Source organism: Rhodovulum sp. DZ06 (assembly GCF_050586345.1).
GTDB lineage: Bacteria > Pseudomonadota > Alphaproteobacteria > Rhodobacterales > Rhodobacteraceae > JBOCEF01.
This window is the reverse complement of the sequence record NZ_JBOCEF010000005.1, coordinates 36,380-62,084: the sequence shown is the minus strand read 5'-3', so window position 1 is coordinate 62,084 and position 25,705 is coordinate 36,380. Positions and strand designations below refer to the sequence as shown.

General features: G+C 76.8%; 23 protein-coding genes. 10 read left to right on the top strand and 13 right to left on the bottom strand.

All coding sequences use genetic code 11. From position 1 onward, the window contains the following. Position 1 precedes the first annotated feature (1 nt). Positions 2-568 (bottom strand): ubiquinol-cytochrome c reductase iron-sulfur subunit, encoded by a 567-nt coding sequence (petA, locus tag ACQ5SO_RS03835; RefSeq protein WP_430940255.1) that lies wholly within the window; start codon positions 566-568, stop codon positions 2-4. Positions 569-991: 423 nt separating this feature from the next. On the opposite strand from petA, the gene ACQ5SO_RS03830 reads away from it, so the two are divergent. Beyond that, on the top strand, positions 992-2,032 hold the full coding sequence (locus ACQ5SO_RS03830) for an ABC transporter substrate-binding protein (protein WP_430940254.1): 1,041 nt from the start codon (positions 992-994) through the stop codon (positions 2,030-2,032). A 4-nt stretch (positions 2,033-2,036) separates the two neighbouring features. Here ACQ5SO_RS03830 and cobU read toward each other — a convergent pair whose 3' ends face one another. From cobU to cobT, 4 genes are all read right to left on the bottom strand, one after another. Next, positions 2,037-2,546 carry a bifunctional adenosylcobinamide kinase/adenosylcobinamide-phosphate guanylyltransferase gene (gene cobU / locus ACQ5SO_RS03825; protein WP_430940253.1) on the bottom strand — a complete coding sequence of 170 codons (510 nt, stop codon included), beginning with the start codon at positions 2,544-2,546 and terminating at the stop codon, positions 2,037-2,039. 136 nt (positions 2,547-2,682) lie between these two features. Then, positions 2,683-3,306: a histidine phosphatase family protein gene (locus ACQ5SO_RS03820; RefSeq protein WP_430940252.1), complete on the bottom strand. Its 624-nt coding sequence runs from the start codon at positions 3,304-3,306 to the stop codon at positions 2,683-2,685. Further along, the gene (gene cobS, locus ACQ5SO_RS03815) at positions 3,306-4,154 is read right to left on the bottom strand and encodes an adenosylcobinamide-GDP ribazoletransferase (RefSeq protein ID WP_430940251.1); all 849 of its coding nucleotides are present in this window, start codon (positions 4,152-4,154) and stop codon (positions 3,306-3,308) included. Before cobS ends, ACQ5SO_RS03820 begins: the two co-directional genes overlap by 1 nt. Next, positions 4,151-5,203 carry a nicotinate-nucleotide--dimethylbenzimidazole phosphoribosyltransferase gene (cobT, locus tag ACQ5SO_RS03810; protein WP_430940250.1) on the bottom strand — a complete coding sequence of 351 codons (1,053 nt, stop codon included), beginning with the start codon at positions 5,201-5,203 and terminating at the stop codon, positions 4,151-4,153. The genes cobS and cobT overlap by 4 nt, the downstream gene beginning before the upstream one ends. A gap of 439 nt (positions 5,204-5,642) precedes the next feature. Between cobT and ACQ5SO_RS03805 the strand changes: the two genes are divergently transcribed. Continuing rightward, on the top strand, positions 5,643-5,936 hold the full coding sequence (locus tag ACQ5SO_RS03805; RefSeq protein ID WP_430940249.1) for a hypothetical protein: 294 nt from the start codon (positions 5,643-5,645) through the stop codon (positions 5,934-5,936). Between the two features lie 30 nt (positions 5,937-5,966). Here ACQ5SO_RS03805 and ACQ5SO_RS03800 read toward each other — a convergent pair whose 3' ends face one another. Further along, positions 5,967-8,021 (bottom strand): Y-family DNA polymerase, encoded by a 2,055-nt coding sequence (locus ACQ5SO_RS03800; RefSeq protein ID WP_430940248.1) that lies wholly within the window; start codon positions 8,019-8,021, stop codon positions 5,967-5,969. 219 nt (positions 8,022-8,240) lie between these two features. On the opposite strand from ACQ5SO_RS03800, the gene ACQ5SO_RS03795 reads away from it, so the two are divergent. Both ACQ5SO_RS03795 and ACQ5SO_RS03790 read left to right on the top strand, forming a co-directional pair. Further along, a complete protein-coding gene (locus ACQ5SO_RS03795) occupies positions 8,241-8,861 on the top strand; it encodes an HAD family hydrolase (protein WP_430940247.1) in 621 nt (206 codons plus the stop codon). 26 nt (positions 8,862-8,887) lie between these two features. Then, complete coding sequence (locus tag ACQ5SO_RS03790) at positions 8,888-9,493, top strand: hypothetical protein (RefSeq protein WP_430940246.1); 606 nt, start codon at positions 8,888-8,890, stop codon at positions 9,491-9,493. A 10-nt stretch (positions 9,494-9,503) separates the two neighbouring features. Here the strand turns inward: ACQ5SO_RS03790 and ACQ5SO_RS03785 are convergent, their stop codons facing one another. Both ACQ5SO_RS03785 and ACQ5SO_RS03780 read right to left on the bottom strand, forming a co-directional pair. Further along, positions 9,504-10,214 (bottom strand): LysE family translocator, encoded by a 711-nt coding sequence (locus tag ACQ5SO_RS03785; RefSeq protein ID WP_430940245.1) that lies wholly within the window; start codon positions 10,212-10,214, stop codon positions 9,504-9,506. 118 nt (positions 10,215-10,332) lie between these two features. Beyond that, positions 10,333-11,604 (bottom strand): CCA tRNA nucleotidyltransferase, encoded by a 1,272-nt coding sequence (locus tag ACQ5SO_RS03780; protein ID WP_430940244.1) that lies wholly within the window; start codon positions 11,602-11,604, stop codon positions 10,333-10,335. A gap of 68 nt (positions 11,605-11,672) precedes the next feature. On the opposite strand from ACQ5SO_RS03780, the gene ACQ5SO_RS03775 reads away from it, so the two are divergent. Beyond that, positions 11,673-12,200, top strand: coding sequence for a hypothetical protein (locus ACQ5SO_RS03775; RefSeq protein WP_430940243.1), 528 nt, complete (start codon positions 11,673-11,675; stop codon positions 12,198-12,200). Between the two features lie 63 nt (positions 12,201-12,263). On the opposite strand, the gene ACQ5SO_RS03770 is transcribed toward ACQ5SO_RS03775, so the two are convergent. The 4 genes from ACQ5SO_RS03770 to ACQ5SO_RS03755 all read right to left on the bottom strand — a co-directional run bounded on the left by ACQ5SO_RS03770 (position 12,264) and on the right by ACQ5SO_RS03755 (position 14,614). After that, a complete protein-coding gene (locus tag ACQ5SO_RS03770; protein WP_430940242.1) occupies positions 12,264-13,070 on the bottom strand; it encodes a CoA pyrophosphatase in 807 nt (268 codons plus the stop codon). 104 nt (positions 13,071-13,174) lie between these two features. Further along, a complete protein-coding gene (locus ACQ5SO_RS03765; RefSeq protein WP_430940241.1) occupies positions 13,175-13,585 on the bottom strand; it encodes a hypothetical protein in 411 nt (136 codons plus the stop codon). 10 nt (positions 13,586-13,595) lie between these two features. After that, positions 13,596-13,976 carry a hypothetical protein gene (locus ACQ5SO_RS03760; RefSeq protein WP_430940240.1) on the bottom strand — a complete coding sequence of 127 codons (381 nt, stop codon included), beginning with the start codon at positions 13,974-13,976 and terminating at the stop codon, positions 13,596-13,598. Positions 13,977-13,981: 5 nt separating this feature from the next. Further along, complete coding sequence (locus tag ACQ5SO_RS03755; protein ID WP_430940239.1) at positions 13,982-14,614, bottom strand: DUF1285 domain-containing protein; 633 nt, start codon at positions 14,612-14,614, stop codon at positions 13,982-13,984. A 177-nt stretch (positions 14,615-14,791) separates the two neighbouring features. Here ACQ5SO_RS03755 and ACQ5SO_RS03750 point away from each other — a divergent pair, with 177 nt between their 5' ends. The 5 genes from ACQ5SO_RS03750 (at position 14,792) to ACQ5SO_RS03730 (ending at position 22,445) form a co-directional block, all read left to right on the top strand. Then, positions 14,792-15,799, top strand: coding sequence for an AAA family ATPase (locus ACQ5SO_RS03750; protein WP_430940238.1), 1,008 nt, complete (start codon positions 14,792-14,794; stop codon positions 15,797-15,799). Further along, positions 15,796-16,746 carry a DUF58 domain-containing protein gene (locus ACQ5SO_RS03745; RefSeq protein ID WP_430940237.1) on the top strand — a complete coding sequence of 317 codons (951 nt, stop codon included), beginning with the start codon at positions 15,796-15,798 and terminating at the stop codon, positions 16,744-16,746. Before ACQ5SO_RS03750 ends, ACQ5SO_RS03745 begins: the two co-directional genes overlap by 4 nt. A 175-nt stretch (positions 16,747-16,921) precedes the next feature. Beyond that, the gene (locus tag ACQ5SO_RS03740; RefSeq protein ID WP_430940236.1) at positions 16,922-19,840 is read left to right on the top strand and encodes a DUF4159 domain-containing protein; all 2,919 of its coding nucleotides are present in this window, start codon (positions 16,922-16,924) and stop codon (positions 19,838-19,840) included. A gap of 129 nt (positions 19,841-19,969) precedes the next feature. Then, the gene (locus ACQ5SO_RS03735) at positions 19,970-22,063 is read left to right on the top strand and encodes a hypothetical protein (RefSeq protein ID WP_430940235.1); all 2,094 of its coding nucleotides are present in this window, start codon (positions 19,970-19,972) and stop codon (positions 22,061-22,063) included. A 238-nt stretch (positions 22,064-22,301) separates the two neighbouring features. Next, on the top strand, positions 22,302-22,445 hold the full coding sequence (locus tag ACQ5SO_RS03730) for a hypothetical protein (protein WP_430940234.1): 144 nt from the start codon (positions 22,302-22,304) through the stop codon (positions 22,443-22,445). Positions 22,446-22,639: 194 nt separating this feature from the next. Here the strand turns inward: ACQ5SO_RS03730 and mprF are convergent, their stop codons facing one another. Then, positions 22,640-25,405 carry a bifunctional lysylphosphatidylglycerol flippase/synthetase MprF gene (gene mprF, locus ACQ5SO_RS03725; RefSeq protein WP_430940233.1) on the bottom strand — a complete coding sequence of 922 codons (2,766 nt, stop codon included), beginning with the start codon at positions 25,403-25,405 and terminating at the stop codon, positions 22,640-22,642. Between the last annotated feature and the right edge of the window lie 300 nt (positions 25,406-25,705).

Genomic DNA, 25,705 nt, shown 5'->3' with positions numbered 1-25,705 from the left:
CTCAGCCCAGCTTGATCACGGTGTCCGACGCGAAGGTCGCGGTCGGAACGGGAAGGTTCTCGGGCGCCGGACCCTTGCGGATGCGGCCGGCCGTGTCGTAGTGCGAGCCGTGGCAGGGGCAGAACCACCCGCCGAACTCGCCCGCGCCGTCGCCCAGCGGCACGCAGCCCAGGTGGGTGCAGACGCCCATCATCACCAGCCAGGTGCCGTCGGCGTCCAGGGTCCGGTTCTCGTCCGCCGCCGACGCGTCGGCGGCGTCATTGGCGTTGCGCGCGTTCTGGTCGGGCAGCGCCGACAGCGGCGTCTCGCGGGCCGCCTCGATCTCCTCGGCGGTGCGCTTGCGGATGAACACCGGCTTGCCGCGCCATTTCACGGTCAGCTGGGTGCCTTCTTCCATATCGCCCACATCCACCTCGATCGAGGCGAGGGCGAGCACGTCGGCGCTCGGGTTCATCTGGTCGACAAGCGGCCAGACGGCGGCGCCGACGCCAACGGCGCCCGCAGCGCCGGTGGCGACGTACAGGAAGTCGCGGCGGGTCGGTTCGACGTCCGTTCCTTCGTGGGCCACGTTTGGTTTCCCCTATCCTTGCGCCCGGGCGGGGCCGGGCAATTCCCTCGCGCCTTCCCTTGCGAAGGCGCCGTCGGCACGCGCGCATGCTTTCACGCGCGACGCCGCACGAGCCGTGCATTTTCCCGCGTCCGGCCGGGGGAAGATCCCTGGGGTCCGGCTGGGCGCGGAAGCATGCGCGACGACGCGGCGCGGCCCGAAGGCCGAGTCCGTCCCGGTCGGGGGAATATCGCCCGCCCCCGATCCGGTCCAGCGGACTTTGCGACGCACAGCCGTCTTGCGACGATCCGCGCGTCTTTCCAGCCCCCCTTTCCGCGGCCTTTCCGCCCGGCGGCGCGCCGGTCCGCGCCGCGGTCACGATGCAGCAAGACATCGCCCCCAGAATGGCCCCGCCTGTGACGCGCAACCCGGAGGAGCGCCTGGATGGCCTGGCCGCCGGAGCGGATCGTGTGCCTGAGCGAGGAAACCGCCGAGACGCTCTACCTCCTGGGGGAGGAAGCGCGGATCGTCGGCGTGACCTCCTATGCCCAGCGCCCGGCGCGGATTCGGGCGGAAAAGCCCCCGATCGACGTTTTCGCCCCCGATGCGGCGCGAATCCTGTCGGATCTGCGCCCCGACCTCGCCCTCGCCTGGTCGGAACTCCAGGCCGACGCCGCCGCGGCGCTGGCCCCCTGCGGGGCGGCGACTCATGTCTTCAACCAGCGCGACGTGGCCGGGATCCTCGCCATGATCCGCATGCTCGGGGCGATGACCGGCGCGGCCGAGAGGGGCGCGGCGCTGGCCCGGCGGCTCGAGGCGCGGATCGCGGCGATGCGCGCCAGCCCGCCCGCGCGGCGGCCCCGGGTATGGGTCGAGGAATGGGATTCGCCGCTGATCGCCGGCCCGGCCTGGGTGTCGGAGCTGGTGGAGATCGCGGGGGGCGAGGACGTCGCCGCGCACCTGCGCCGCCGGCGCGACGCGCTGGACCGAATCATGTCGCCCGACGAGGTCGCCGCGATGCGCCCCGAGCTGGTGATCGCCTGCTGGCGCGGGCGGCGGGCGCGGCCGGGGGCCGTGTTCGGCCGCCCCGGCTGGGCGCTGACGCCCGCGGGCCGGGCCGGGCGGCTCTGGGATGCGCCGGCGACGCTGCTGCTCGCGCCAGGACCCGCGGCGCTGACCGACGGGCTCGACGCCATCCGCGCCGCGGTGCTGGACGCCGCCTCGGGCGCCGACCCGCACGGGGACGAGCGGGCGGGCCCGTCGGCGGGCGTCTCGGCGGTCGAGGCGTTCGACCGGGATCTCGCCCTCGACCTCGGCGTGGACCTCGCGCACGACCGCGGCGCGGACCTCTCGCATGACGGCGGCGGCTTCGGCGACGGGACGGGGGTCGAGGACGCCGCCCGGTCCTCGGCCGGACGGGGGCCCGGGGCCGGGCCCGGGGCCAAGCCTGGGCGCGGGTCGGGGCGCGCGCCCGGCCGCCCCTGACCCCTCAGCCGTCCTTGAGGACCAGCGGCAGGCCCGCGGCCACGAACTCCACCCGGTCCGCCGCGGCGGCCACGTCCTGGTTCAGCCGCCCCTGCGCGTCGCGGAAGGCGCGCGACAGCGCCTCCATCGGCGACAGGCCGAGGCCGATCTCGTTCGACACCGCCACCACCCGGCCCGGCGCGACCGCGATCGCGCCCAGCAGCACCGCGGTCTCGGCCCGCAGGTCGCGGCCGTGATGCATCAGGTTCGACAGCCAGAGCGTCAGGCAGTCGAGCAGCACCACCCCCCCGGGCCGGGCCGCGCGCAGGATCGCGCCCGCGACGTCGAGCGGCGCCTCGACCAGCGCCCAGTCGTCGCCGCGCTCCTCCTGGTGCAGGCGGATGCGCTCCGCCATCTCGTCGTCCAGCGCCTCGGCGGTGGCCAGGAACACCCGCGGCGCCCCCTCGGCCAGCGCCAGCGCGCGCGCGCTCTTGCCCGAGCGCGCGCCGCCCAGGACCAGCGTCAGATGCGCCATGATCCCTCTCCCCTCTTCACAAGCCGGGGCCCCCGCCCCGATGCCGCGCCGCCGCAAGCCGCCGGGCCGCCGCGCGCCGCGCAATCCTCGCCCGCCCCGCGCCGCCCGCGCGGCGCGGGCGGGCGAGCGGGGGGCGTCACGCCCCCCCGAGCCCGTCCGCCCCGCCGCCGCGCGCCTCCCGCGCCGGCAGCGGCGTCGGCGCGGCATACTCCACCGCGCGCGCGAACGCATCTTTCATCCCGAGGCCCTGGCGCAGCATCCACGCCGCCCGGATCGGCCCGGCATGGCAGACCAGCACCGCGCCCGCGGCCGCATCGGCCAACGCCGCGCCGACCCGCTCGGCCAGCGCGCCGAAGGACTCGCCCCCCGGCGGGGCCAGCCGCCACGGATCGGCGGCCCACGGATCGCTGACGGCGCGGTCGAGCGCGTCCCAGCGCGTCCCCTCCCACGCGCCGAAATCCAGCTCGTGCAGGCGGTGGTCCACCCGCACCCCGACGCCCAGCGCCTCGGAGAGCGGCCCGGCCAGCGCCAGCGCCCGCTCGGCCGGGCTGCTGACCAGCTCGGGCGGCGACAGGCGCAGCGCCAGAGCGCGGCGGCAGGCGTCCTCGATCTGCCGCGCGGCGACATCGGCGAAGGGCGGGTTGGAGCGGCCATAGACCACCCCGTCCGCGTCCATCTTCGGGTGCCGGAACAGGGTCAGGCCCGGCCCGGAGGCGGCGGCGCGCAGCGCCGCGATGTGATGGTCGTCGGGGTCGCGCATCAGGACGCTCCCAGCAGCGCCGAGAGCGCCAGCAAGGCCGCGACGTGGGTCGCCTGCTCGGTCGCGCCCAGCACGTCGCCGGTATAGCCGCCGAGCCGCGTGACGGCCCAGAGCGCCATGGTGAAGCCCCCCGCGATGGCGGCGGCGAGGGCGAAGACCGCCGCCTCCGGCCCCAGAAGCCCAAGCGCGAGCGCGGCGGCCATGGTCCCCGCGGCCAGCGCCTCGGACCCCGTCACGCCGCCGGCGATGTCCTTGGCGGCGTCTCCGCTGCGCGCGTTGCGGCAGGCGGCGAGCACCGCCGTCGGCGCGGCCCGGGACAGCGCGTGGCACACCACCAGCGCCGCGGCGCCCGCGGCCGCGTCCAGCGAGGCCAGCGCCGCCCAGCGCAGCAAGGCCGAGACCAGCATCGCCGCGGCGCCGTAACTGCCGATGCGGCTGTCGCGCATGATCTCCATCGCCCGCTCGCGCGTGCGCCCGCCGCCGAGCCCGTCGATGCAATCCGCCAGCCCGTCCTCGTGCAGCCCCCCCGTCGCCAGCATCGAGGCGGCCAGCGCCAGCCCCGCGGCCACGGCGGGCGGAAAGGCGGAGGAGGCGAGGAAGTAGACGGCGGCGCAGATCAGCCCGACCAGCGCCCCGGCGGTGGGGAAATGCCGGGCCGCGCGGGCCAGGCGGTCGTCGGACCAGCCCATGTCGGGCGCGGGAAGGCGGGTGAGGAACTGCACCGCGGCGACGACCAGCGCCGCCTCGGCGCCCGCCCGGGCGCGCAGGCCGGACCCGGCGGGACCCGCCGCGGCCGGACCCGGCGCGGCGCCCGCTTCGGGCGCGCGCTCCTCCCCGCCGCCGCTCATGCGTCCTTGTCCGAGACGCCCGCGCTTTCAAACGTCGCCATGTCGCGCAGCATGTCGCAGGCGGCGCGCAGCAGCGGCAGGGCCAGCAGCGCGCCGGTGCCCTCGCCCAGCCGAAGGTCGAGGTCCAGCAGCGGGCGCGCCTCCAGCGCCTCGAGCATCAGGCGGTGGCCCGGCTCGTGGCTGCGATGGGCGAAGATCACGTGCTCGGCCGCCTCGGGGCGCGCGCGCAGGGCGGCCAGCGCCGCGGCGGTGGAGATGTAGCCGTCCACCACCACCGCGCAGCCCCCGGCGGCGCCGCCGATCACCGCGCCCGCCATGGAAGCGATCTCGTAGCCGCCATAGGCCGCGAGGGCGTCGAGCGGGGCCAGCTTGCCCCCGTCCGGCAGGCGGCGGGCGGCGGCGCGCGCCAGGATCTCGCGCTTGCGGTCCACGCCGGGGGCGTCGAGGCCCGCGCCGGGGCCGGTGAGGGGGCCGAGATCGATCCCCTCGATGGTGTGGGCCACGAGCGCGGCGGCGGCGGAGTTGCCGATCCCCATCTCGCCCAGCAGGATCGTGCGCACGCCCGCATCGGCGGCCTCGGCCGCAAGGTCCGCGCCGAAGCGCAGGGCGGCGGAGAGCTGCTCGGCGCTCATCGCGTCTTCCTGCGCGCTGTTCTTCGTGCCCTTCGCGATGTTCGCGCGGCGCAGCGCCGGGTCCTCGGGCAGGTCCGAGGCGACGCCCGCATCGGCCACCACGACCTCCACCCCGTTGGTGCGGGCGAAGACGGTGGACGCGGCGCCGCCGGCGAGGAAGTTCATCACCATCTGCGCGGTGACCTCCGAGGGCCAGGCCGACACGCCCTCGGCCACGATCCCGTGGTCCCCGGCGAAGAGCAGCAGCCGCGCGGGATCGGCGGACGGCCTCTCATCATCCTGCGCCAGCGCCATGCGCAGCGCGGCGGCCTCGATGGCGCCGAGCGAGCCCTGCGGCTTGGTCTTGGCGTCGAGCGCGGCCTGGATGCGGTCCGAAAGGCCTTCGGCGGCGGCGGGGATGACGAGATCGGACAGCATGGGCGGGCTCCGCGCGGTTGGATTGCGCGCAACGGCATGCCGTGGGATGCGCGCGGGGTCAAGGCGAGGGGCGACGCATCGGGGCCGCGGGGCGACGGCGATGGGCAGGCGGGCGCGCTCGGCCGGCCCGACGCCCGGGCGGGCGCCGCTCTCGGGGGAGCGGCCGTCGAGCTTCGAGGCCGGGCGCCGCCTGCATCGCGGGACCGGCTGCGACCCCTCCCCCGAACCGGCCGAGATGTTCCTCTCCATCGCCGCCGAATACGGAATCGAGGACGGCCCCTGGCGCGGAACCCGTCCCCCGCCCGGCGCCGTTCCGCCCCGATTTCGCCGCCGCGCCGCCTGCACGCTGACTGAACGCCTCATTCGGAGTTCATGGCAGGGTTATCAGTATCCAAATACCCATTTCCGGGTTTCATGAATTTTGAGGGAGGGTTCGCCCATGCCTGGTTCCATCGACGCGTTCGTGTTCAAGATCCCCGCCGCCGGCCCCGACAGCCTGCCGGTGTTCGAAGACCCCATTTTCGGCTTCCAGCCGCCGGGCGACGCCTTCGAGGACCCGATCTTCGGCAAGAAGGTGCTGCCGGTGTTCGAGGACCCGATCTTCGGGTTCGAACCTCCGGGCGAGGCGTTCGAGGACCCCATTTTCGGCAAGAAGGTCCTGCCCGTGTTCGAAGACCCGATCTTCGGCTTCCAGCCCCCGGGGGCCTTTTTCGAAGACCCGATCTTCGGGTGACCCGAGGCGGGGGGCGCCCCCCCGCCCCCTTCAGGCCAGCGGGCCGTGCACGAACCAGCCGCCCGCCATCTCGCCCCCCAGCGCCTCGAACAGCCACAGGCGGCGGCCCTCGGCCGTCTCCACCCGCCAGTAATCGCGCGGGCCCGAGCGCCATTCGGGGTCGTCCAGCCACCATTCGGGCGCGATTCGCTCCGGGCCTTCGGCGAAGGCGCAGACGTGATCGGCCCGCCGCCAGCGGAAGACCGCGGGCGGGCGGCCGGGCGCCAGCACCGCCGCGGGCTCGGGCCGCCACAGCAGCGGCGGGCGCGGCGCGGGGGGGGCGGGCCAGCCGGGGGGCTGCGGCTCGGACCACGCCGCGGGGACCACGAGGGCGGTCTTCTCGGGCAAATGGCTCTCGGCCGCGTGGAACCGGGTCAGCCGGTCGAGGCCGATGCGCGCGCCGATCCGGCCCAGCAGCTCCGCGAACCCGTCGCCGCCGCCGGGATCGAGCCGCGCCGCCGCCTCGGCCGCCGCCGCGGCATGGCCCGCGTGCTGGCGGGCGGCGAGCGGCTCGGCCAGCGCCGCCTCGAGGCGCACCGCGTCGACGCCATGGCCGGGGTCCAGCCGCTCCAGCGCCCGTTCCAGGATCCGGCCGATCACCGCCGGATCGCGCGAGGGGCGGGCGAGGCCGACCTCCTCCCACTGCCCGCCGCCATCGGCGCGGCGGATCGCGGCGCGCAGGCGGCGCGCGCCCATGCCCTGCGCTTCCAGGCGGGCGCAGAGCGCCTGCGTCACCCGCTCGAACGCCGCCGCGATATCGGGGGCGAGGCCGATCGGGTCGGGCAGCGTCAGGCGGGCCGAGAGGGGCGCGCGCTGGGGGGCGGGGGAGATCGGCTCGGGCGCCAGCCCCATGGCCTGGTCGAGGCGCAGCACCAGGTCGGCGCCGAAGCGGCGGGCGAGGGCGGCGCGGGACATGGAGGACAGATCGCCGATGCAGCCGAGCCCCAGCCGGGCGAGCGCCTGCGCGGTGTCGGGCGGGATCCGCAGCGCCGCGACGGGCAGCGCGGCGAGCGCGGCGCGGGGCGCATCGGGCGGCGCGATGGCGAGGGCGAGCGGGCGCGGGGCCGGGACCGGCGCCGCGGGGGCCGCGGGCCGGGGGGGGCGGGCCGGGGCCTCGGCCAGCCCGGCGGGAGCGGAGACGTCCCCCCCCGCCCCGCCGCGCCGCGCCTCCGCCCCGCGCGCCTGCGCGCCCGGCGCCGGGGCGCCCGCCCCGATCCGCGCCGCACCCGCGCCGCCCGCACCGCCTCCGCCGCCCCCCGCCCGCGCCAGCGGGTTCCGCCGCGGGGTGCGCGACCGGGTGGCGTGGGCGTCGGCGGCCACGTCGTCGCCGGACCGTCCCGAGGGCGCGCGGATCCCCTCCCCCGCCGCCGCCCCCGCCGCATAACGCGCCAGTCCCCAGGCCGCCCCGCGGGTGTCGGCGATGCCGATCCGGGCCGAGAGGCCCATGCCCTCCAGCGTCTCCAGCATCCGCCGGGCCATCCGCTCTTCGCCCCCGAACAGGTGCGCGCAGCCGGAGATGTCGAGCGCCAGCGCCGCGTCCCCCGAGGGGATCTGCGCCGCCTCCCGCCCCGCCGCCTCGGCCCCCGAAGCGCCCGAAGCCCCCGCGGCCACCCGCGCCGCCGCGCCGCCGCCCGCGCGGCGCCCGGCCCGGCGCGCCCGGCCCGCGGCCTGCGCCGCCTCGGCCGCGCGCCGCCCGCCGCCCGCGCCCATGCCGCGCCCGCCCGGAGGAGCCCCCGCCTCCAGCGCCGCCCAGGGCGTCCAGCGCCCGGCCCAGCGCAGCAGGCCCGCCCGCGCCCGCGCCTCCTCGTCCGGGCGCCAGGGCAGGCTGCGCAGCCCCGGCAGGATGGCGCGCGCGTCGCCGAGACTCATGCCCGGCGCCAGCCCCTCCGCCGCCGCCTGCGCATCGGGGCAGAGCAGCGTCGGAACCCCGCGGATCTCGGCCGTCACGGCGAAAGGGGTCGGGTCCGGGTCGCGCCGCGCCAGCCGGTCGGCGGCGAAGCGCGGCAGCCAGAGCGAGAGGATGCGGCGGGCGCGGGCGGGGGACATCGGGGCTTCTCCGGGACCATGGGGCCGACTGGGGGGGGCGCGACTCGGGCGCCCCTTTGTTCCCATTTTGTTCGCGCGCAACACCAAGGTCGAGTCCTCCCGGCGCCGTCCTGCGGAAGCCCCTCCCGCCCGCGCCCGCGCGCCGCAGCCGCACGGGGTTCCCGGGGGCCGCCGCGGCGGGCACCCTGCCCCCACATTTCCCATGCGCAGGAGCCGCAGATGACCCGCCTTTCCCCGCCCGAAGCGGTCGTGTTCGATGTCGGCAACGTGCTGGTGGAATGGGACCCCGGCCGGGTCTATGCCGACCTGCTGCCGGACCCGGAGGCCCGCGCCGCCTTCCACGCCCGCGTCGACCTCTCCGCCATGAACATCGCCGGGGACCGCGGCCGCCTCGCGCCCAATGTCGCCGCGCTGGCCGAGGCGCATCCCGAGGACGCCCACCTGGTCCACCCCTGGTACGCGCGGTGGGAGGAGATGTTCGCCCCGCGGATCGAGGGCAGCTTCACCCTGATGGCCGCCCTGCGCGAGGCGGGGGTGAAGGTGTTCGGCCTGACCAATTTCGCCGCCGACACCTGGGCCGGGAAAGCCACGCAGATCCACCCCGAGCTGGCGGCCTTCGACCTGGTGGTGGTCTCGGGCGAAGAAGGCGTCATCAAGCCCGAGCCGCGGATCTACGAGATCCTCGAGGAGCGTTCGGGCCTCTCGGGCGCGCAGCTGTTCTTCGCCGACGACAAGCCCGAGAACATCGCCGCCGCCGAGGCGCGCGGCTGGCGCGGGCATGTCTTCACCGGGCCGGAGGGGCTGGCCGAGGCCCTGCGCGCCGCCGGCCTGCCGGTCTGACGGGCGCGCGCAAGAGGAGGGACGGCATGGAAGGGCGCATCGCGATCATCGGCTGGGGCTCGCTGATCTGGGACCTCGACGACCTCGCCCCGCATGTCGAGGGCGCGTGGCGGATGGGCGGCGGCCCGGCGCTGCCGCTCGAATTCTCGCGCATCTCGCCGAAGCGGCTGATGGGGCTGGCGGTGTGCATCGACGAGGGCTGGGGCGCGCCCTGCCCGACCCATGCCATCCGCTCGGCCCGCCGGGATGTGGCGGCGGCGCGCGAAGACCTGGCGCGCCGGGAACGCGCGCCGCTGGGGCTGATCGGGCAGGTCTGCCTGCGCACCGGGCTGGCGGAGGGGCCGGGCGCGGGCGTGGTGGCCGACTGGGCCCGCGCGGTCGGCGCCGCGGGGGCGGTCTGGACCGGGCTGCGGCCGAATTTCGCCGAGCATGCGGGCCGCGCCTTCGACCATGACGCGGCCGAGGCCTGGGTGCTGGGGCTGGAGGGCGCCAGCCGGGACGAGGCGGTGCGCTACCTTGAAAACGCGCCCGCCCAGACCGACACGCCGCTGCGCCGCCGCCTCGCCTCCCGCGACTGGTGGCGGGCCGAGGCGGCGCGGGTGGCGGCGCTGGATGCGCGGACGGGCGCCTAGCCCCCGTTCATCACCCGAAATCCTCGGTCATCAGCGCGACGACGCCCATCGCGACCAGCCCGGCCATGCCGAGGTTGAAGGCCCTGAGCCGCCACCCGTCCCCCAGCCAGCGCCCCGCGGCCTTGCCGAACAGGGTCCAGGCGTGGGTGGAGCTGAGGCCCGAGACGAAGAACACCGCCGCCGCCGCCGCGGCCTCCTGCACCGGGGCGGCGCCGGAGGCGAACTGCGCCAGCACCCCGAGGCACATCATCCAGGCCTTGGGGTTGATCCACTGGAAGCCCGCGGCCTCGAGGAAGCTCAGCGGGCGGCCCCGGGCGCGGCCCGAGCCGGGGGCCGGGGCGGTGGCGATCTTCCACGCGATATAGAGCATCGCCGCGGCGCCCGCCCAGCGCAGCCCCTCGCGCAGGATCGCGCTGCGCTGGAACGCCTCGCCGAGGCCGAGGCCGATGGCGAAGCACATCACGCAAAAGCCGATGGTGACCCCGAGCAGGTGCGGAAGCGTGGCGCGATAGCCGAAACGCGCCCCCGAGGCGGCGAGCATCGCGTTGTTCGGCCCCGGGGTCCAGGACCCGGCGAAGGCGAAGGCGGCGAGGGCGAGCAGCGTCTCGGCGCCCAGCGGGTCGGGCGCGGCGGGGACGGACGCGGCGGGGACGGACGCGGCGGGGACGGCCTGGGCCGCCGCGACGAGGGCGAGCTCTCCGGCCAGGGCCAATGCAGTCATGCGCCATCCTCCCCGCGCGCTTGCGTCAGCCACCCTGACCCAATTCAGGGCGCAACCATGCGCCGGGGCGCCCGCCCGCGGCAATCCCGCGGGGCATGAAGTTCGGTGATGGGGGCGATCACGCCTCCCCGGCGCCGCCCTCGGGGATCGAGGCGAGCAGCGCCGCCTTGTCCGGCGCGAAATCCGCGGCGAGCCAGGCCGCCTGCAGCCGGTTCAGCGCCGCGCCCAGCGCGGGGCCGGGTTCGACCCCGCGGGCGATCAGGTCGCGCGCGGTCACCGGGAAGGCGGCCGCGGCGCCGCGGGCGATCTCGGCCTCCAGCGCCGCGGCGGCGGCGGGGGTCAGCAGCGCGCCGGCGCCTGCGGCGGCGATGAGCGCGGCGTCCCGGGCCGGCTCCGCCCCGTGCCGCCAGGCGGCGATGGCGGGCGGCTCGGCGGCGGAGAGGCACTCGGCGATGCGCTCAAGACCCCGCGCCTCGGCCCGCGACAGCCGCCAGGCCTCGGCCAGCCCCAGGCCGGGGCCGTCGGGGAAGGCCCCGGTCGCCGCCCGGCCAGCGGCCATCCCCGCCGCCGCCCGCCGGGACCAGGAGGGCGCGACGCCCGCCGCCTGTTCAGCCGCGACCAGCGGCGCGATCGCCTGCGCCTCGAGCCCCGGCGCGGCGCGCATCAGCGCCCCGCAGGCGGCCATGGCGCAGAGGGCGGGGGCCGGGTCGGGCGCGGCCAGCAGCTTCTTCATCTCGGCCCCGATCCGCTCGCGCGACAGGCGCTCGATCCCCTCGGCCTCGGCCGCGCAGGCGGCGAGCCCCTCGGGGTCGATCCCGCCCCCCGGGTCGCCGAACCAGGCGTGGAAGCGGAAGAAGCGCAGGATGCGCAGGAAATCCTCGCGGATCCGCTGCTGCGCGTCGCCGATGAAGCGCACCCGGCGCGCGCGCAGGTCCGGCAGCCCGCCCAGCGGGTCCACCAGGTCCCCCTCCGGCGTGCAATAGAGCGCGTTCATGGTGAAGTCGCGCCGCGCCGCGTCCCGGGCGATGTCGTCGGTGAAGGCCACCACCGCGCGGCGCCCGTCGGTGGCGACGTCGGCGCGCAGGGTGGTCGCCTCGATCCCCACGCCCTTGTGGACGGCGGTGACGGTGCCGTGCTCGATCCCCGTCGGCACGGCGCGCAGCCCGGCGGCGGAGAGGAGGCGCATCGTGTCCTCGGGGCGCGCGTCGGTGGCCATGTCGATATCGGTCGCCCCGGCCCCGAGAAGCGCGTTGCGCACGCAGCCGCCCACGAACCAGCTGCGCGCGCCCCCGGCGGCGAGGGCGGCGGCCACGGCCTGCGCCGCGGGGGCGCGCAGCCAGGGGGCCGAAAGGCGCGTCGGCGCGGCGGGATCGGGCAGGTCTCTGGTCATGGCCGAGAGGCTTCGCACGCCCCCGCCCCCCGCGTCCAGCGGCGCGCGCCGGGCCGCGACAAAGCGGCGTGCAGGGGCGCGACAAAAAGGAAACCGGGGCGCGGGGCGGGTCGATCCCGCTGGACCTGCGGGCCGCGGGCGCGCATCATGGGGACATGCCCGCCGCCCTGCCCCTGTCCGCCCTCGCCGCCCCGGCCGACGCCGCCCCCTCCGCCCCGGACCTGGCCGGACCGGCCGAGGCCAGCGGCGCGGACCGAATCGCGCTGGTCGACGCGCTGGAGCGTCTGAAGGACGGGGTGGACCTGTTCGGGATGCCGCTTCTGCGCCCCGACGCGCGCGGGGAATTCGCAAACCGGGCCGCGCATGTCGCGGCGCTGCGCGGCGACATGGCGGCGATCCTGGCGCTGGAGGCCGCGGGCGCCGACCTGCGCGCCCCGGGGGCCGAGGGACTGCCGCCCGCCGCCCTCGCCCTGCGCGCGGGCCGCACCGACGCCGCCGCCGTGCTGCGCGCCTTCGCCGAGCCGCGCGCCGCCGATGCGCCGAGGCGCCGGGCCCGCCGCCTGCGGCTTGTGCCCGACCGGGCCGAGCGCGCCTGACAGGTCCCAGCGGCCGACTTTCGCTGACCGGGATCCAACCGTTCGGGATGCGCCCCGCGCCCGTCAGTCCGGCGCGCCGCCGCGGGGCCGCCGCGGGGGCATGTCGGCGCGGTCCAGCACCCGCGCCTCGGCCGAGGCGACGCCCATCGGGTCGCCCGAGGGCCGCAGCCCCTCGCCCGGCAGCGCCGCGCCGGGGCCGACGCGGCCCTCGGCCAGCGCCTGAAGACGGTCCGAGAGCCCCACCAGCATCCGCGCCGTGGCGCCCCAGATGTACCGCCCCTCCCACGGGATGGCGTAGAAATACCGCCGCTTGCCCTGCCAGTCTCGGCTGTCGCGCCGCCGGTTGGCCGGGTCCATGAGGAAGGAGAGCGGCGGCTCGAACACCTCGGCCACCTCGCCCGGGTCGGGGCGCGGCACGAAGGCCGGGTCGACGATGCCCACGAAGGGGGTGATGGCGAAGCCCGTGCCCGTCTCGTGCCCGTCGATCTCGCCCAGCAGGCGGACCATCGAGGGGGGCAGGCCGATCTCCTCCTCCGCCTCGCGCAGGGCCGCGTGGGCCAGCGACGGGTCCGAGGGGTCGAGCTTGCCGCCCGGGAACGCCACCTGCCCCGAATGGGCCTTCAGGTGGTCCGAGCGGCGGGTGAGGATGACGCGCAGCTCGCCCTCCCGCTCCACCACCGGGCAGAGCACCGCGGCGGCGCGCAGCCTGGGCCGCCCGCCCGAGAGGGCGGGACGCAGGTCGGGGTTGAGGTCGTAATCCGAGGTGCCCGCGTCCTGGGCCCGCGGCGCGGCGACGGGTGACGCAGGGTCAGGCGCATCGCCCGCGACCGCCCGGGCCAGAAGGTCGATGGAAAGGGGTGCGCGTGTCATGGCCGGGAAGATGGCGCGGCGGGGGCCCGGCGGCAAGCGCCCCCGGGCCCCCGCGGCGCCGCAGCGCGGGAATGGCCGGGTTGCGCGCCGGGAAAGAAAAGGCGTCAGCCTTGCTGCGACAGCCGCGCCCGCGCCGCGTGGAACACCGGCGCGAGGGCGGCCGCGTCGACGCCAGGCGCCTCGCCCACCGCCGCCTCCACCGCATCGAGGATCTCGGGGGCCGGCCGGAAGCGCATGTCGCGGCGCGGGCGGCGGATGCTGGGGTGGTCGCGCGGCACGGTCCGGGCGGCGAGCCATTCGGGGTCGAGATACGCGGCCTCGGGGATCAGCGCCGCGGGCGGCTCTCCCGCCTCCTGCGCGGCGTCCAGCGCCCCGCGCCCCAGCCCGTCCCCTTCGAACAGAACCATGAGCACGGGGTCCGCTTGCCCATGGGAGGCGGCGGCCTCGCGCAGCGCCTGCGCCACGCGCTCGGGCGGCGCTGCGCCGGGCAGCATCGGGAAGCCGAACAGGAACATCCCGCCCCCCTCAGAACATCCGCAGGTCCAGCGTCGGGTCGCCGTCGTCGTAATCCGACAGCTCCAGCCCCGCCGCCGCGGCGATGGCATTGAGCGCGGGGACGATGATCTCCCGCTCATCCGTCTCCAGCAGCCCGCCGCCGCGCGCCTCGTCGAGATCGTTCAGCGCCCGCACCGCCTCGTCGAGCTCGGCCTTCACCGCGCGCCGCGTGTCCGCCGCCCCGGCCTTCGCGGCGAAGCGGCGGATGATCGCGGCGACCTCGGCATGGGCCTCGGCGTCGTGGGCGGGCATGTCCTCGTCGTCGAAAAGGGGCTCCCACGCCTCCTCCAGCTCGGCGATGCAGGCGGCGGCGCGGGCGGCGATCAGGCCGGTGTCGGGGGTCCCGGTCATGGCGCTCAGAGCCCCATCGCGTCGGCCCCGGCCAGCGGGAAGAATTCCCCGCCCGAGCGCAGGCCGAACAGGCGCGCGCCGCCTTGCTCCTCCACCTCGCCGATCTCCACCAGGCGGTAGAAGCTCTTGCGGTCGATCAGCGCCTCGAGGCCGCGGCGCACGTGAACGTAAGGCGAGGGCTCGCCGGTCTCGGGGTCCTTCTCAACCCGAATCGGGTTCTCGGGGCCCGCCGCCGTCTCGTCGCCGACATTGGTCGTGAAGGTGATGACCTGGGCGTTCCCTTTGCCGTCCACGCGGAAGTCCACGGCGACGAAGGGGGCGTCGTCAACGGTGATGCCGACCTTCTCGACCGGGGTCACAAGGTAGTGACGACCGTCTTCGTATTTCAGCACCGAGGCGAAGAGGCGCACCAGCCCCTCGCGCCCGATCCGGCCGCCCTCGTGCCACCAGGACCCGTCGCGCTTGATGCGGATGTCGAGGTCCCCGCGATAGGGCGGGTTCCACAAGTGTACGGGCGGCGGGCCCTTTTTCGACGCGGCGCCGATGGTCTTCGCCAGCCCCTCGGCCGCGCCGGTCCCGTCCGCGCGGGGGGCGCCGTTCGCGGCGGCGCTCTCGGACACGTGACCCTTTTCGACCATCGGAACCTCCCTTTGCGGCGGCGGCGCGACGTGCGCGGCTGTTGGACAAGCTACATGTTCAGCTTAGACTTTCCACACAAGACCACGCGCGCGCCCCCCCGCGGGGGGCCGCGCCGCACGGATGCCGCCCAGGCTGCTCAGACGTCGCGCAGGCGACGCCCCCGCGAAGGACGCCCGATGACCGAACATGACGACCTGCTGCCCAGGATCGAAGCCCTTGGCGAAACGCTGACCGGCGCGCGCGCGCAGATCGCCCGCCGCGTCATCGGCCAGGAAACGGTGGTGGAGCTGGCGCTGACCGCCCTCCTCTCCGGCGGGCACGCGGTGCTGGTCGGCGCCCCCGGCCTCGCCAAGACCCGGTTGGTGGAGACGCTGGGCGCGGTGATGGGCCTGAATGCGGGCCGGGTGCAGTTCACCCCCGACCTGATGCCGGCCGACATCCTCGGGGCCGAGGTGCTCGAGGACGCGCCCGGCGGCGGGCGCGCCTTCCGCTTCATCGAGGGGCCGATCTTCACCCAGCTTCTGATGGCGGACGAGATCAACCGCGCCTCGCCGCGCACCCAGTCCGCGCTTCTGCAGGCGATGCAGGAGAAGCACGTGACCGTGGCGGGCCAGCGGCGCGACCTGCCGCCGCCCTTCCATGTCCTCGCCACCCAGAACCCCATCGAGCAGGAGGGCACCTATCCGCTGCCCGAGGCGCAGCTCGACCGCTTCCTTTTGCAGATCGACGTGCCCTACCCGACGCTGGACGCCGAGCGGGCGATCCTGATGGCCACCACCGGCATCGACGACGCCGAGGCGCAGGCCGCGATGACCGCCGAGGGGCTGATGGACGCCCAGCGCCTCGTGCGCCGGATGCCCGCCGGGGAACAGGTGGTCGAGGCGATCCTGCGCCTCGTGCGCGCCGCCCGTCCGGGGGAGCCGGAAGCGAGCGACGCCGTGAACGCCTCGGTCTCCTGGGGCCCGGGGCCGCGCGCGGCGCAGGCGCTGATGCTCTGCGTGCGGGCGCGGGCGCTGCTGGAGGGGCGGCTGGCCCCCTCGGTGGCGGACGTGGCCGCGCTGGCGCGCCCGGCGCTGGTGCACCGCATGGCGCTGACCTTCTCGGCCAAGGCCGAGGGGCAGACGCTTGAGGCCGTGATCGACCGGCTGGTCGAAGAGGCGCTCGGGCTGGAGGCCGCGGCTTGAGCGACGCCTCCTCCTCTTCTCCCGCGGGCGCGCGCCGGACGGATGCGGACACCCCCGCCTGGCTGCGCCGGGACGCGGAGCGGATCTCGGGCGCGCTGCCGCCGCTGCTGGCCGAGGCCGAGCGGCTGGCCGCCAGCGTCGCCGCGGGCGTGCACGGGCGGCGGCGGGCCGGGCCCGGGGAGAGCTTCTGGCAGTACCGCCAGGCCATGCCCGGGGACCCGGCGACCGCCATCGACTGGCGCCGCTCGGGCCGGTCGGACCACATGTTCATCCGCGAGATGGAGTGGGAGGCGGCGCAGACCGTCGCCATCTGGGCCGACCTGTCGCGCGGCATGAACTGGAAATCGGACATGGCCCCCCGCACCAAGCGGCAGCGGGCGGCGCTGTTGTCCATGGCCCTCTCGGTGCTGCTGGTGCGCGGGGGGGAGCGGGTGTCGCTGCTGTCCACCGACGCCGAGGCGCCGCGCTCGGGCGAGACGCAGCTGACCCGCATCGCGCTGGCGCTGGCCGAGGAGGGCGGGCGGATGACCGCCGCCATGACCGAAGACGATTTCGGCGCCCCGCCCCGCGCGCCGATGGTGCGCGGCGGCAAGGCGGTGTTCTTCTCGGACTTCATGGGCCCGCGCGAGGATGCGCTGGCGGCGCTGCGCAACGCCTCGGACCGCGGCGTCCAGGGCGCCTTCGTGCAGATCGTCGACCCGGCGGAGGAGGCGTTCCCCTTCGACGGGCGGCTGGTCCTCACCTCGGCCGGCGGATCGGTGGATTTCGAGACCCACCGCGCCCGCGGCCTGCGCGAGATGTACAAGAAGAAGCTGGCCGAGCGGCGCGACGAGCTGTCGGACGCCTGCCGCGCCGCGGGCTGGCGGTTCGAGATCCACCGCACGAACGAGAGCCCGCGCAAGGCGCTCCTGTGGCTCTACGGCGCCATCGGCGGGGGGATGCGGTGACGGCCGCACGCCCCCTTCCCGGCGCCCGCGCCGCCTGCGGCGCCGCCCTGCGCCCTGCGCCCGCGGCGGGCGGCGCGCGCCGCCCCCTTGCGGCGCGCGGGTGTGAAGCGGCCTCCCGCGCCCCCCTGCCCGTCCCGCGCCCCCCCCGCGCGCCCGGCCCGGAGAACCCCCTCGCATGCTGACCCTCGGCCCGCTGGCCTTCCTCAACCCCTGGCTGCTGACCGCGCTCGCCGCCCTGCCGGTGCTGTGGATCCTGCTGCGCGCCACGCCCCCGGCGCCGAGGCGCCAGGTGTTCCCCGGCGTGCGCCTGCTGCTCGGGCTGCGGGACGAGGAACGCATGCCCGACCGCACGCCCTGGTGGCTGCTGCTGCTGCGCCTCGCGATGATCGCGGCGCTGATCGTGGCCTTCGCCCGCCCGGTGCTGAACCCGGCGCGGCCGCTGGCCGAGGGCTCGGGCCCGGTGCTGGTGCTGATGGATGGCGGCTGGGCCTCGGCCCCGGATTGGGAGGACCGCCGGGCGCGGGCGCTGGAGGCCGTGGAACAGGCCGACCGCGCGGGGCGTCCCGTCGCCTTCCGCCGCATCGCCGCCCCCGTCGGCCCGGGCGATCCCCTTGAACTGCGCGCCGCCGGCGACTGGCGCGGCGCGGTCGAGGCCGCGACCCCCTTCCCCTGGGCGCCGGACCGCGCCGGGTTCATCCCGGCGGTGGAAGCCTTCGCCGCGCGCCCGGCGGCCGAGGGCCTCTCGATCGTCTATCTCCATGACGGGCTGGCGCATGAAGAGGCCGACGGCCTCGCCGACGCGCTGACCGCCATCGCCCCGACCACCATGATCGGCCCCGGCCGCACCGCGCTGGCGCTGCGCCCGCCGACCCTGACGGACGGCGCGCTGACCGCCACGGCCCTGCGCGCCCAGGGCGGGGCCGAGCGCGCGGTCGCCGCCGTCGCCATCGGCCGCTCGCCCGAGGGCGCGGACCGCCGCCTCGCCCGCGCCGAGGCGCTGTTCGCGGAGGGCGAGACCGAGGCGACCCTCGTCTTCGACCTGCCGCTGGAGCTGCGCAACAACACGCGCCGCATCGCGCTGCTGTCCGGCGCCTCGGCGGGGGGCGTGACGCTGGCCGACGACGCGGTGCGCCGCAAGCGGGTGGGCCTCTTGTCCGGCGCCGCCGAGGATGGCGCGCGCCCGCTGACCTCTCAGCTGCACTTCCTGCGCCAGGCGCTGGTTCCCACCGCCGAGGTGATGGAGGGGCTGGTCCCCGAGATGATCGAGACCGGCGCCGACGCGCTGATCCTCGCCGATATCGGCGCCTTCCCGGATGAAGAACGCGCCGCCCTGACCGAATGGGTCGAGGGCGGCGGGCTGCTGGTCCGCTTCGCCGGGCCGCGGCTGGCCCGGGCCGAGGCGGAGCGGCGCGACCTTGAAGAAGACCCGCTCCTGCCCGTGCGCCTGCGCGCCGGGGGCCGGGCCGTGGGCGGCGCCATGAGCTGGGGCGCCCCGCAGCCCATCGCCGCCTTCCCCGAGGCTTCGCCCTTCGCCGGGCTGACCCCGCCCGCGGACGTCTCGGTGTCCCGCCAGGTGCTGGCGCAGCCCGGGCCGGACGTGGCCGCGCGCACCATCGCCTCGCTCGCCGACGGAACGCCCCTGGTGACCATGGTCCAGCGCGGCGAGGGGCGGGTGGTCCTGTTCCATGTCACCGCCAATGCGGAATGGTCCTCGCTGCCGCTCTCGGGCCTTTTCGTGCAGATGCTGGAACGGCTGGCGCTGGCCGCGGGAACCGGCGGGGCCGACGCCGCCGCGGCGGACCCGGAGCTGACCTGGACGCCGACCGTCGTGCTCGACGGCTTCGGGCGCGAGGCCGACGCGGACCGCGCCGCGGGCGTCCCCGGCGCAAGGCTCGCCGAGGGGCGGCCGGGCCCCGACGCTCCCCCGGGCATCTACCAGGCGGGCGCGCGGGCGCTGGCCCATAACGTGACGGGGCCGGAGACGGTGCTGGCGCTCGCCCCCCCGCCCCCCCCGAGCGCGAGCGCCGACAGCCTCGGGCGGGCCGAGGAGCGGGACCTGAAGGGCCCGCTGCTGGCCCTCGCCGCGCTCTTGCTGGCGCTGGACGCCGCCGCCTCGCTCTGGGTCTCGGGGCGGCTGCCGCGGATCGGGGCGCGGGCCGCCGGGCTGGCGCTGGCCGCCGGGCTGGGCCTTGCCGCCGTGGGCGAGGCCCGGGCGCAGGCCCTGCCGCCCGAGGTGGAGGCCCAGCGCCTGCCCATGCAGCTGGCGCAGGTTCCGGGCGTCGACACCCCCGCCTTCGGGACCGGAGAGCCGCCCGCGGGCGCCGCCGAGGCGGCCCGCCGCCGCTCCGAGGACGCGCGCGCCATCGCCGCGACCACCGACACGGTGCTGGCCTATGTCATCACCGGCGACGCCGCCGTCGACCGCATGTCCGAGGCCGGGCTGCGGGGCCTGTCCCGCGTCCTCGCGTCCCGCACCGCGGTGGAGCCCGCCGACCCGATCGGCGTGGATCTCGAGCGGGACGAGCTCGCCTTCTACCCGATGATCTACTGGCCGGTCTCGCCGGGCCAGGCCACGCCCTCGGACGCGGCCTATGAGAAGCTGAACGCCTTCACCCGCACCGGCGGCATGATCGTGTTCGACACCCGCGACGCGCACCTGTCGGCGGGGATGGGCGGCGGCACGCCCGAGGGGCGCGCCCTGCGCCGCCTCGCCGCCGCGCTGGACCTGCCGCCGCTGGAACCGACGCCCCAGGACCACGTGCTGACCCGCACCTTCTACCTGCTGAACGATTTCCCCGGCCGCTGGACCGGCGGCGAGACCTGGCTCGAGGCCGCGGTCGAGCCCGACGCGGCCGAGGGCCGGCCCTTCCGCAACCTCAATGACGGGGTGACGCCGGTGATCATCGGCGCCAATGACTGGGCCGCGGCCTGGGCGGTGGACAGCTCCGGCTCGTTCCTCGCGCCCACCACCAGCCTGCGCCAGCGCGAGATGGCCTTCCGCTTCGGCGTGAACCTGGTGATGTACGTGCTCACCGGCTCCTACAAGTCCGACCAGGTGCACGTGCCCGCGCTGCTCGAACGACTGGAGAACTGAACACGCGGGGGCCGCGCGCCGGTCCCCGCGACACGCCCCGGCGCGCGCCTCACCCGCGCGCGCGCCCGTGCGCCCCCGATGCGCCCCCGGCCATCCCGCCGGAGCCCCACGACGACCCGAGGAGAGTCCATGAGCGCCGCGCTCGAATTCTCGCCCCTGCTGCCGCTGCCGGTGATCGCCGTGCTGGCGGCCCTGTCGCTGCTGGCCGCCGTGCTGCACCTGTGGCGCGGCTCGCCCGGATGGGGGCTGCGGGCGCTGGCCGCGCTGGCGATCCTCGCCGCCCTGGCCGGCCCGTCCCTGAAGCAGGAGATCCGCGACCCCCTGCCCGACGTCGCCTTCCTGGTGGTGGATGAAAGCGCGTCGAACCGCATCAACGGGCGCGACTTGCAGGCCCAGGCCGCGGCCGGGGAACTGTCCGAGGAACTCGCCGCCCTCGGGGCCGATCCGACCGCGCCGCTCGAATGGCGGCTGGTGACGGTGCGCGACGCCCCCGAGGGGGCCCGCGGCGCCGACAAGGGCACGCAGCTGGTCGCCGCGCTCGAGGCCGCCTCGGCCGAGGTCGCGCCCGACCGCATCGCCGGGGCGATCCTGGTGACCGACGGCCGCGCCCACGATTCCGAGCGGTTCGACGGCTTCCCCGCCCCGGTCCATGTCCTGCTGACGGGCCGCGCGGACGAGTGGGACCGGCGCCTGGTGCTCGAAACCGCCCCCGCCTTCGGGCTGGTCGGCGACACCGTGCAGCTGCAGTTCCGGGTCGAGGCGCTGGGCGAGGCGCCGCCCGAGGTCTCCGGCTCGGCCCGCGTCGACATCCAGGTGGACGGCAAGCTGGCCCTGTCGCAGCCCATCCCCGTGGGCCGCCAGGTGACGCTGGCCCTGCCGGTGGAGCATGGGGGCGCGAACGTCGTCTCGCTGTCCATCCCCGCCGCCGAGGGCGAGCTGACCGACCGCAACAACGCCGCCGTCTTCACCATCAACGGCGTGCGCGACCGGCTGCGCGTGCTGCTGGTCTCGGGCGAGCCGCATCCCGGGGAGCGCACCTGGCGCAACCTTCTGAAGGCCGACCCGTCCGTCGACCTCGTCCACTTCACCATCCTGCGGCCCCCGACCAAGCAGGACGGGGTGCCGGTGTTCGAACTCTCGCTCATCTCCTTCCCGACGCGGGAGCTGTTCATGGAGAAGATCGACGAGTTCGACCTGATCATCTTCGACCGCTACCGCCGCCGCGGCGTGCTGCCCGACGCCTATATCCGCAACGTGGCGCGGTACGTGGAGAATGGCGGCGCGGTGCTGGTCGCCTCGGGGCCCGCCTTCGCAGGCGTGGAATCGCTCTGGCGCACGCCGCTGCAGACCATCCTGCCCGGCGCCCCCACCCCGCGGGTGATCGAGCGCGGCTTCCTGCCCGAGATCACCGAGGTGGGCCTGAAGCACCCCGTCACCGCCGGCTTGCTCCCCGAGGACCTGCCCGAGGGCGAGGCCCCCTGGGGCCGCTGGTTCCGCATGGTGCAGATGGAACGCGCCTCGGGCGAGGCGGTGATGCAGGGCGCGGGCGCGCCGCTGCTGATCCTCGACCGGGTGGGCGAGGGGCGGGTGGCCGCCCTCGCCTCGGACCACGCCTGGCTGTGGTCGCGCGGCTACGAGGGGGGCGGGCCGCAGGCCGAGCTGCTGCGCCGCCTCGCGCACTGGCTGATGAAGGAGCCGGAGCTGGAGGAAGAGGCGCTGACCGCCGAGGTCTCGGGCGACCGGGTCCGCGTCTCGCGCCGCTCGCTGAGCGCGCGGCCCACGCAGGTGACCGCCGCCGCGCCCTCGGGCGCGCTGGTGACGGCCGTGTACGAGGAAACCGCGCCGGGCCGCTGGACGGCGGAGTTCGAGGCGCGCGAGCAGGGCCTGTGGCGGCTCTCGGACGGCACGCTCGAGGCGGTGGCGGCGGTGGGTCCGCCCGCGCCGAAGGAGTTCGAGAACCCGATCAGCTCCGCCGCGCCCTTGGAGGCCGCGGTGGACGCGACCGGCGGCGGCGCGCTGCGGCTGGGCGCGGACGGCGCCGCGCCGGACCTGCGCCGGGTGCGCGAGGAGAGGGTGTCGGCGGGCCGCGGCTGGATCGGCCTTGCGCGGCGCGAGGCCTATGCCGTGCGCGACGTGTCGCTGACGCCGCTGGCGCCGGGCTGGCTGATGCTGGCGCTGGCGGGGCTGCTGACCGTCGGGGCCTGGCGGGTCGAGGGGCGCTGACGCGCCCCCGCGGCGCGGGAACATCGGGGGCGGGAGGGGGCGGATCCCCCTCCCGCCCCTTCTGTTTTCCCGCCTTCGGTTTTCCGGGCCGCCCGCGCCGGTTTCAGGCGTCGCGATCAGGCTGGAAGATATTCTTCGCGGCAGGGCCCGCGGACCCCTTCCCGAACGCCCCGGAGAGGCGCAGATTCATCCCTGCGCCGGGAGAGTCGGCGCGCTTCGGGATGCAAGGATCCCCGCCATGACCAGCAAGAAAAAGTGGAAAGAACCCAAGGGCGTGACCACCGTCGCCGGTGTGATGGCCGCCAAGGCGCCCGGCGCCCGCGCCGCCGCCGCGCCCGCGCCCAAGCCCGCGACCAAGCCGGGGGGCAAACGGGGCCGCTGAGCGCCCGCCCCCGCGCAGATCCCGGCGCGCTCCGCAGCCCCGGGACGCGGCGCAAGGGCCTTTCCCTCGCAGGTCCGACCGCCGATGCGGCGACGCCCGGAAGAGCGCCCCTCTTCCGGGCGTTCGCATGTCCGGGCCTTCGCAGGTCCGGGGGTGGGGAAGCGGCGGCCCCGGCGGGCGCCCCGCCGCGGGTCTCAGCCCCCCGGGGACCCGCCGGACCCGCCGGGCGCGTCCCCGCCCGCCCCGCCCAGCCCCGCGCGCCCCGAGACCAGCCGCGCGGCATCCGCCATCGGCAGCAGCGGCGACGCCCCCGAGGGGGTGGCCAGCCAGCGCGGGCGCCATTCCGGCGCGAAGCTCTCCTTGAAGGCGCGCAGCTCCTCGAAGCCGCCGAAGCTCCCGCCATGGCGGAAGATCACCGCGCCGAACCGCGCCCAGGGCCGCCCGCCCCGCGCGGCGCCCAGCCCCGGAAGCGGCGCGGTCCCGAGGCTGAACCGCCGCGCCCCGCGCGCCTTCATCTGCAGCATCGCCCCGGCGAACAGGAACGCCATCGTCCCCTCGGGCGCATCCTGCGCCAGCCGCGCCAGGTCGATCCCCGCCGCGGCGCCCTCCGCCCCCGCCCCGTCCGCCGCCGTCATCACCACGGCGAAGCCGACCGGGCGCCCCGCGCGCCGCACCACGGCCAGCGGCCAGCGGTTCAGCCAGGCCGGGTCGAACCGGCCGGCCGAGAACCCTTTCTCGCCCCTGCCGCGCGCGGCGAGCCAGGCGTCCGAGATCTCCGCCAGCGCATCGAGCAGCGCGGGGGCGTGCGGCGGGCCGTGCAGCTCGAACGCCAGCCCGGCGCGCGCGGCCCGGGCATGGGCGCCGCGCAGCGCGTCGCGGCCCGGGCCCTCCGGCGAGAAGCGCGCCAGGTCCACCACCGCCTCCTCGCCCATCCGGTGCAGCTGCATCCCGAGGTCGAGCATCACCGGCGCCTGGCCCTCGTCCACGTCGTAGAACACCGGGCGGGCGCCGGCGCGGCGGGCCTCCTCGACGAAGTCGAAGGCCACGTCCTCGGCCGCGCCCACGGGGCCGACCGGGCCGCCGAGCGCGATCCAGGACCCGCCCGAGACGTCGAACATCACGAAGGCGTCGCGCGCCTCGCTGAACATCAGCGCCTTGTCCCCGGTCAGCGCGAAACCCGCGTCGGGCGCGGCGCCCCGGCGCAGGACCGACGCGGCCGCCGCCAGCCCGGCCGGGCCGGGCCGCGCCGGGCGCAGCCGCGGCGCGCGCAGCAGCAGCAGCAGCGCCCCCGCCCCGACCGCGAGGCTGACCAGCAGCCCCGCGCGCAGCGCCCGCGGCGCGGCCTCGTCCCGCGCGAACTGCCACCACAGTTCGTGCGCGTAGGGCGTGCTCTTGTGCGCGAAGAACAGCACGAACCCCACCGCCGCGATCCCCGCCAGCGACAGCGCCGCCCAGGACGGGCTGAAGGCGGCATGGGTCAGCACCGAGCGGCGGCGGAACGCGCCGCGGAAGGGCCAGAGCAGCGCCATCCCCAGGACCAGGGTCGCGGCCTGCCCCGGCTCGACCCCCTGGACCAGCGCCACGGCGGCGCCGACCGCCATGGCGAGGACGCTCAGCCACAACGCCCCCGCGCTGCGCCGCGCCAGCCCCGAGGACAGCACGATGAGCAGCGCGCCGAGCGCGCTCTGCAACAGGACCGAGCCCTCGAGGAAGGCGAGCGGGAACAGCGCCTCGGCGGTCTCGGCCGCCTCGGTCACCGGCGGCAGCAGCGCCGAGAGCGACATCCACAGCCCCGAGCCGAACACCATGACCGCAAGCAGGAACGGCGCCGCCGGGGCGAGGGCGCGGAAGGCGGGCGAGAGGATCGCGAAGACCCGCCCCGCGGCGCCCCCCGCCGCCCGGCCGCCGAAGGACCGCCAGGCCTCGAAGCCCGACATCGCCGCAAGGGCGACGGCGAAGGGCGCGAGGTAATAGACGAGGCGATAGAGCAGCAGCGCGGCGGCGATCTGCTCGACCGCCGATCCGGGCGGGAAGGCGGCGATGACCACCGTCTCGAACACCCCCACCCCGCCCGGGACGTGGCTGATCACCCCCGCCATGGTCGCGGCGGCGAAGACCGCGAGGAAGGTGGCGAAATCCGGCGCCCCCGCGGGCAGCAGCAGGTAGAGCGTGAGCGCCGAGAAGCAGATGTCCCCGAGGCTGATCGCCAGCTGCGTGGCCAGCAGCCGCGGCGTCGGGGCCAGGAGCGAGAAGCGCCCGACCGTCAGCCGCCGCCCGGTCAGCGAGGCCCAGAGCACCGGCGCGGCCACCGCGGCGAGCCCGAGGCACGCGACGAGGCGCGTGGTCCCGGGCCCGAAGGGCAGCACGGCGGCCAGCGCGCCGGGATGGATCGCCAGCGCCCCGAGCCCCACCAGCGTCGCCGCCACCCCGAAGGCCATCGCCGCGAAGGTCGACACAGCCGCCACGTCGAACCCGTCGAGCCCGAGCCCCGCGTAGAGCCGCCAGCGCACCGCGCCGCCGGACACCGCGTTCAGCCCGACCGTGTTGCCGAAGGCGTAGGCGAGGAAGCCCCCGCTCATCGCCACGGGCGGCGGCAGCGGCTTGCCGATATGGCGCAGCGCCGACCAGTCATAGGCGGCGAGGCACGTGTAGCCCGCGAAGGTCGAGACGAGGGCGGCGGCGATCACCGCCGGCGACGTGCCGCGGATCTGCGCCGCCACCGCCTGGATGTCGACGGGCGCGAGCAGGCGCCAGAGCGCGTAGGCCCCGAGCGCGAACAGACCCAGCGCCAGCGCGTAGGGCGCGGCGGCGCGCAGCCGCCCCGCCGGGCCCCGCGGCTGCGGCGCGGCAGGCGCGTCCTCGAGGCGTTCGACGAGACCGACGGGCGGGCCGCCGGGAGGGCCGCCGGGGGGAGCGCCGGGAGGTCCCGGGTCAGCGGAGTGCTGCATGGGGTCGGGCATGGCCGCGGCGCCTCCTTGAAACCGGCCCGGCGGGCCGCGCGGCCCCGCAAGCGGACCGGGGCCGGCCGGCCCCGCAAGCAGGACAGGCCCGGGCGGCTCCGCAAGCGGGACGGACCCGGGCGGCCCCGCAAGCAGGACAGGCCCGGGCCGGCGCCCCGGGACGCATCACGAGGGCCGCCCGGATCGCGCCGGGCCGCACGGGGCGCGGCAGGGCGCGCGGCACGGGACGCGGCACGGGACTGGGCACTGGACGGGGCACGGGGCGCTGGACGGCCCCCCGCACGCGGTCCCGCCCCGGGG

Coding starts and splice junctions, on each gene's coding strand:
- ACQ5SO_RS03760 (WP_430940240.1), bottom strand. CDS start 13,976: ATGACCGGGACCCCCGACACCGGCCTGATCGCCGCCCGCGCCGCCGCC.
- ACQ5SO_RS03830 (WP_430940254.1), top strand. CDS start 992: ATGGCCTGGCCGCCGGAGCGGATCGTGTGCCTGAGCGAGGAAACCGCC.
- ACQ5SO_RS03750 (WP_430940238.1), top strand. CDS start 14,792: ATGACCGAACATGACGACCTGCTGCCCAGGATCGAAGCCCTTGGCGAA.
- ACQ5SO_RS03800 (WP_430940248.1), bottom strand. CDS start 8,021: ATGTCCCCCGCCCGCGCCCGCCGCATCCTCTCGCTCTGGCTGCCGCGC.
- ACQ5SO_RS03765 (WP_430940241.1), bottom strand. CDS start 13,585: ATGTTCCTGTTCGGCTTCCCGATGCTGCCCGGCGCAGCGCCGCCCGAG.
- cobS (WP_430940251.1), bottom strand. CDS start 4,154: ATGAGCGGCGGCGGGGAGGAGCGCGCGCCCGAAGCGGGCGCCGCGCCG.
- ACQ5SO_RS03735 (WP_430940235.1), top strand. CDS start 19,970: ATGAGCGCCGCGCTCGAATTCTCGCCCCTGCTGCCGCTGCCGGTGATC.
- ACQ5SO_RS03730 (WP_430940234.1), top strand. CDS start 22,302: ATGACCAGCAAGAAAAAGTGGAAAGAACCCAAGGGCGTGACCACCGTC.
- ACQ5SO_RS03805 (WP_430940249.1), top strand. CDS start 5,643: ATGCCTGGTTCCATCGACGCGTTCGTGTTCAAGATCCCCGCCGCCGGC.
- ACQ5SO_RS03740 (WP_430940236.1), top strand. CDS start 16,922: ATGCTGACCCTCGGCCCGCTGGCCTTCCTCAACCCCTGGCTGCTGACC.
- ACQ5SO_RS03770 (WP_430940242.1), bottom strand. CDS start 13,070: ATGACACGCGCACCCCTTTCCATCGACCTTCTGGCCCGGGCGGTCGCG.
- ACQ5SO_RS03780 (WP_430940244.1), bottom strand. CDS start 11,604: ATGACCAGAGACCTGCCCGATCCCGCCGCGCCGACGCGCCTTTCGGCC.
- ACQ5SO_RS03820 (WP_430940252.1), bottom strand. CDS start 3,306: ATGCGCGACCCCGACGACCATCACATCGCGGCGCTGCGCGCCGCCGCC.
- cobU (WP_430940253.1), bottom strand. CDS start 2,546: ATGGCGCATCTGACGCTGGTCCTGGGCGGCGCGCGCTCGGGCAAGAGC.
- ACQ5SO_RS03795 (WP_430940247.1), top strand. CDS start 8,241: ATGACCCGCCTTTCCCCGCCCGAAGCGGTCGTGTTCGATGTCGGCAAC.
- cobT (WP_430940250.1), bottom strand. CDS start 5,203: ATGCTGTCCGATCTCGTCATCCCCGCCGCCGCCGAAGGCCTTTCGGAC.
- mprF (WP_430940233.1), bottom strand. CDS start 25,405: ATGCCCGACCCCATGCAGCACTCCGCTGACCCGGGACCTCCCGGCGCT.
- ACQ5SO_RS03790 (WP_430940246.1), top strand. CDS start 8,888: ATGGAAGGGCGCATCGCGATCATCGGCTGGGGCTCGCTGATCTGGGAC.
- ACQ5SO_RS03785 (WP_430940245.1), bottom strand. CDS start 10,214: ATGACTGCATTGGCCCTGGCCGGAGAGCTCGCCCTCGTCGCGGCGGCC.
- ACQ5SO_RS03755 (WP_430940239.1), bottom strand. CDS start 14,614: ATGGTCGAAAAGGGTCACGTGTCCGAGAGCGCCGCCGCGAACGGCGCC.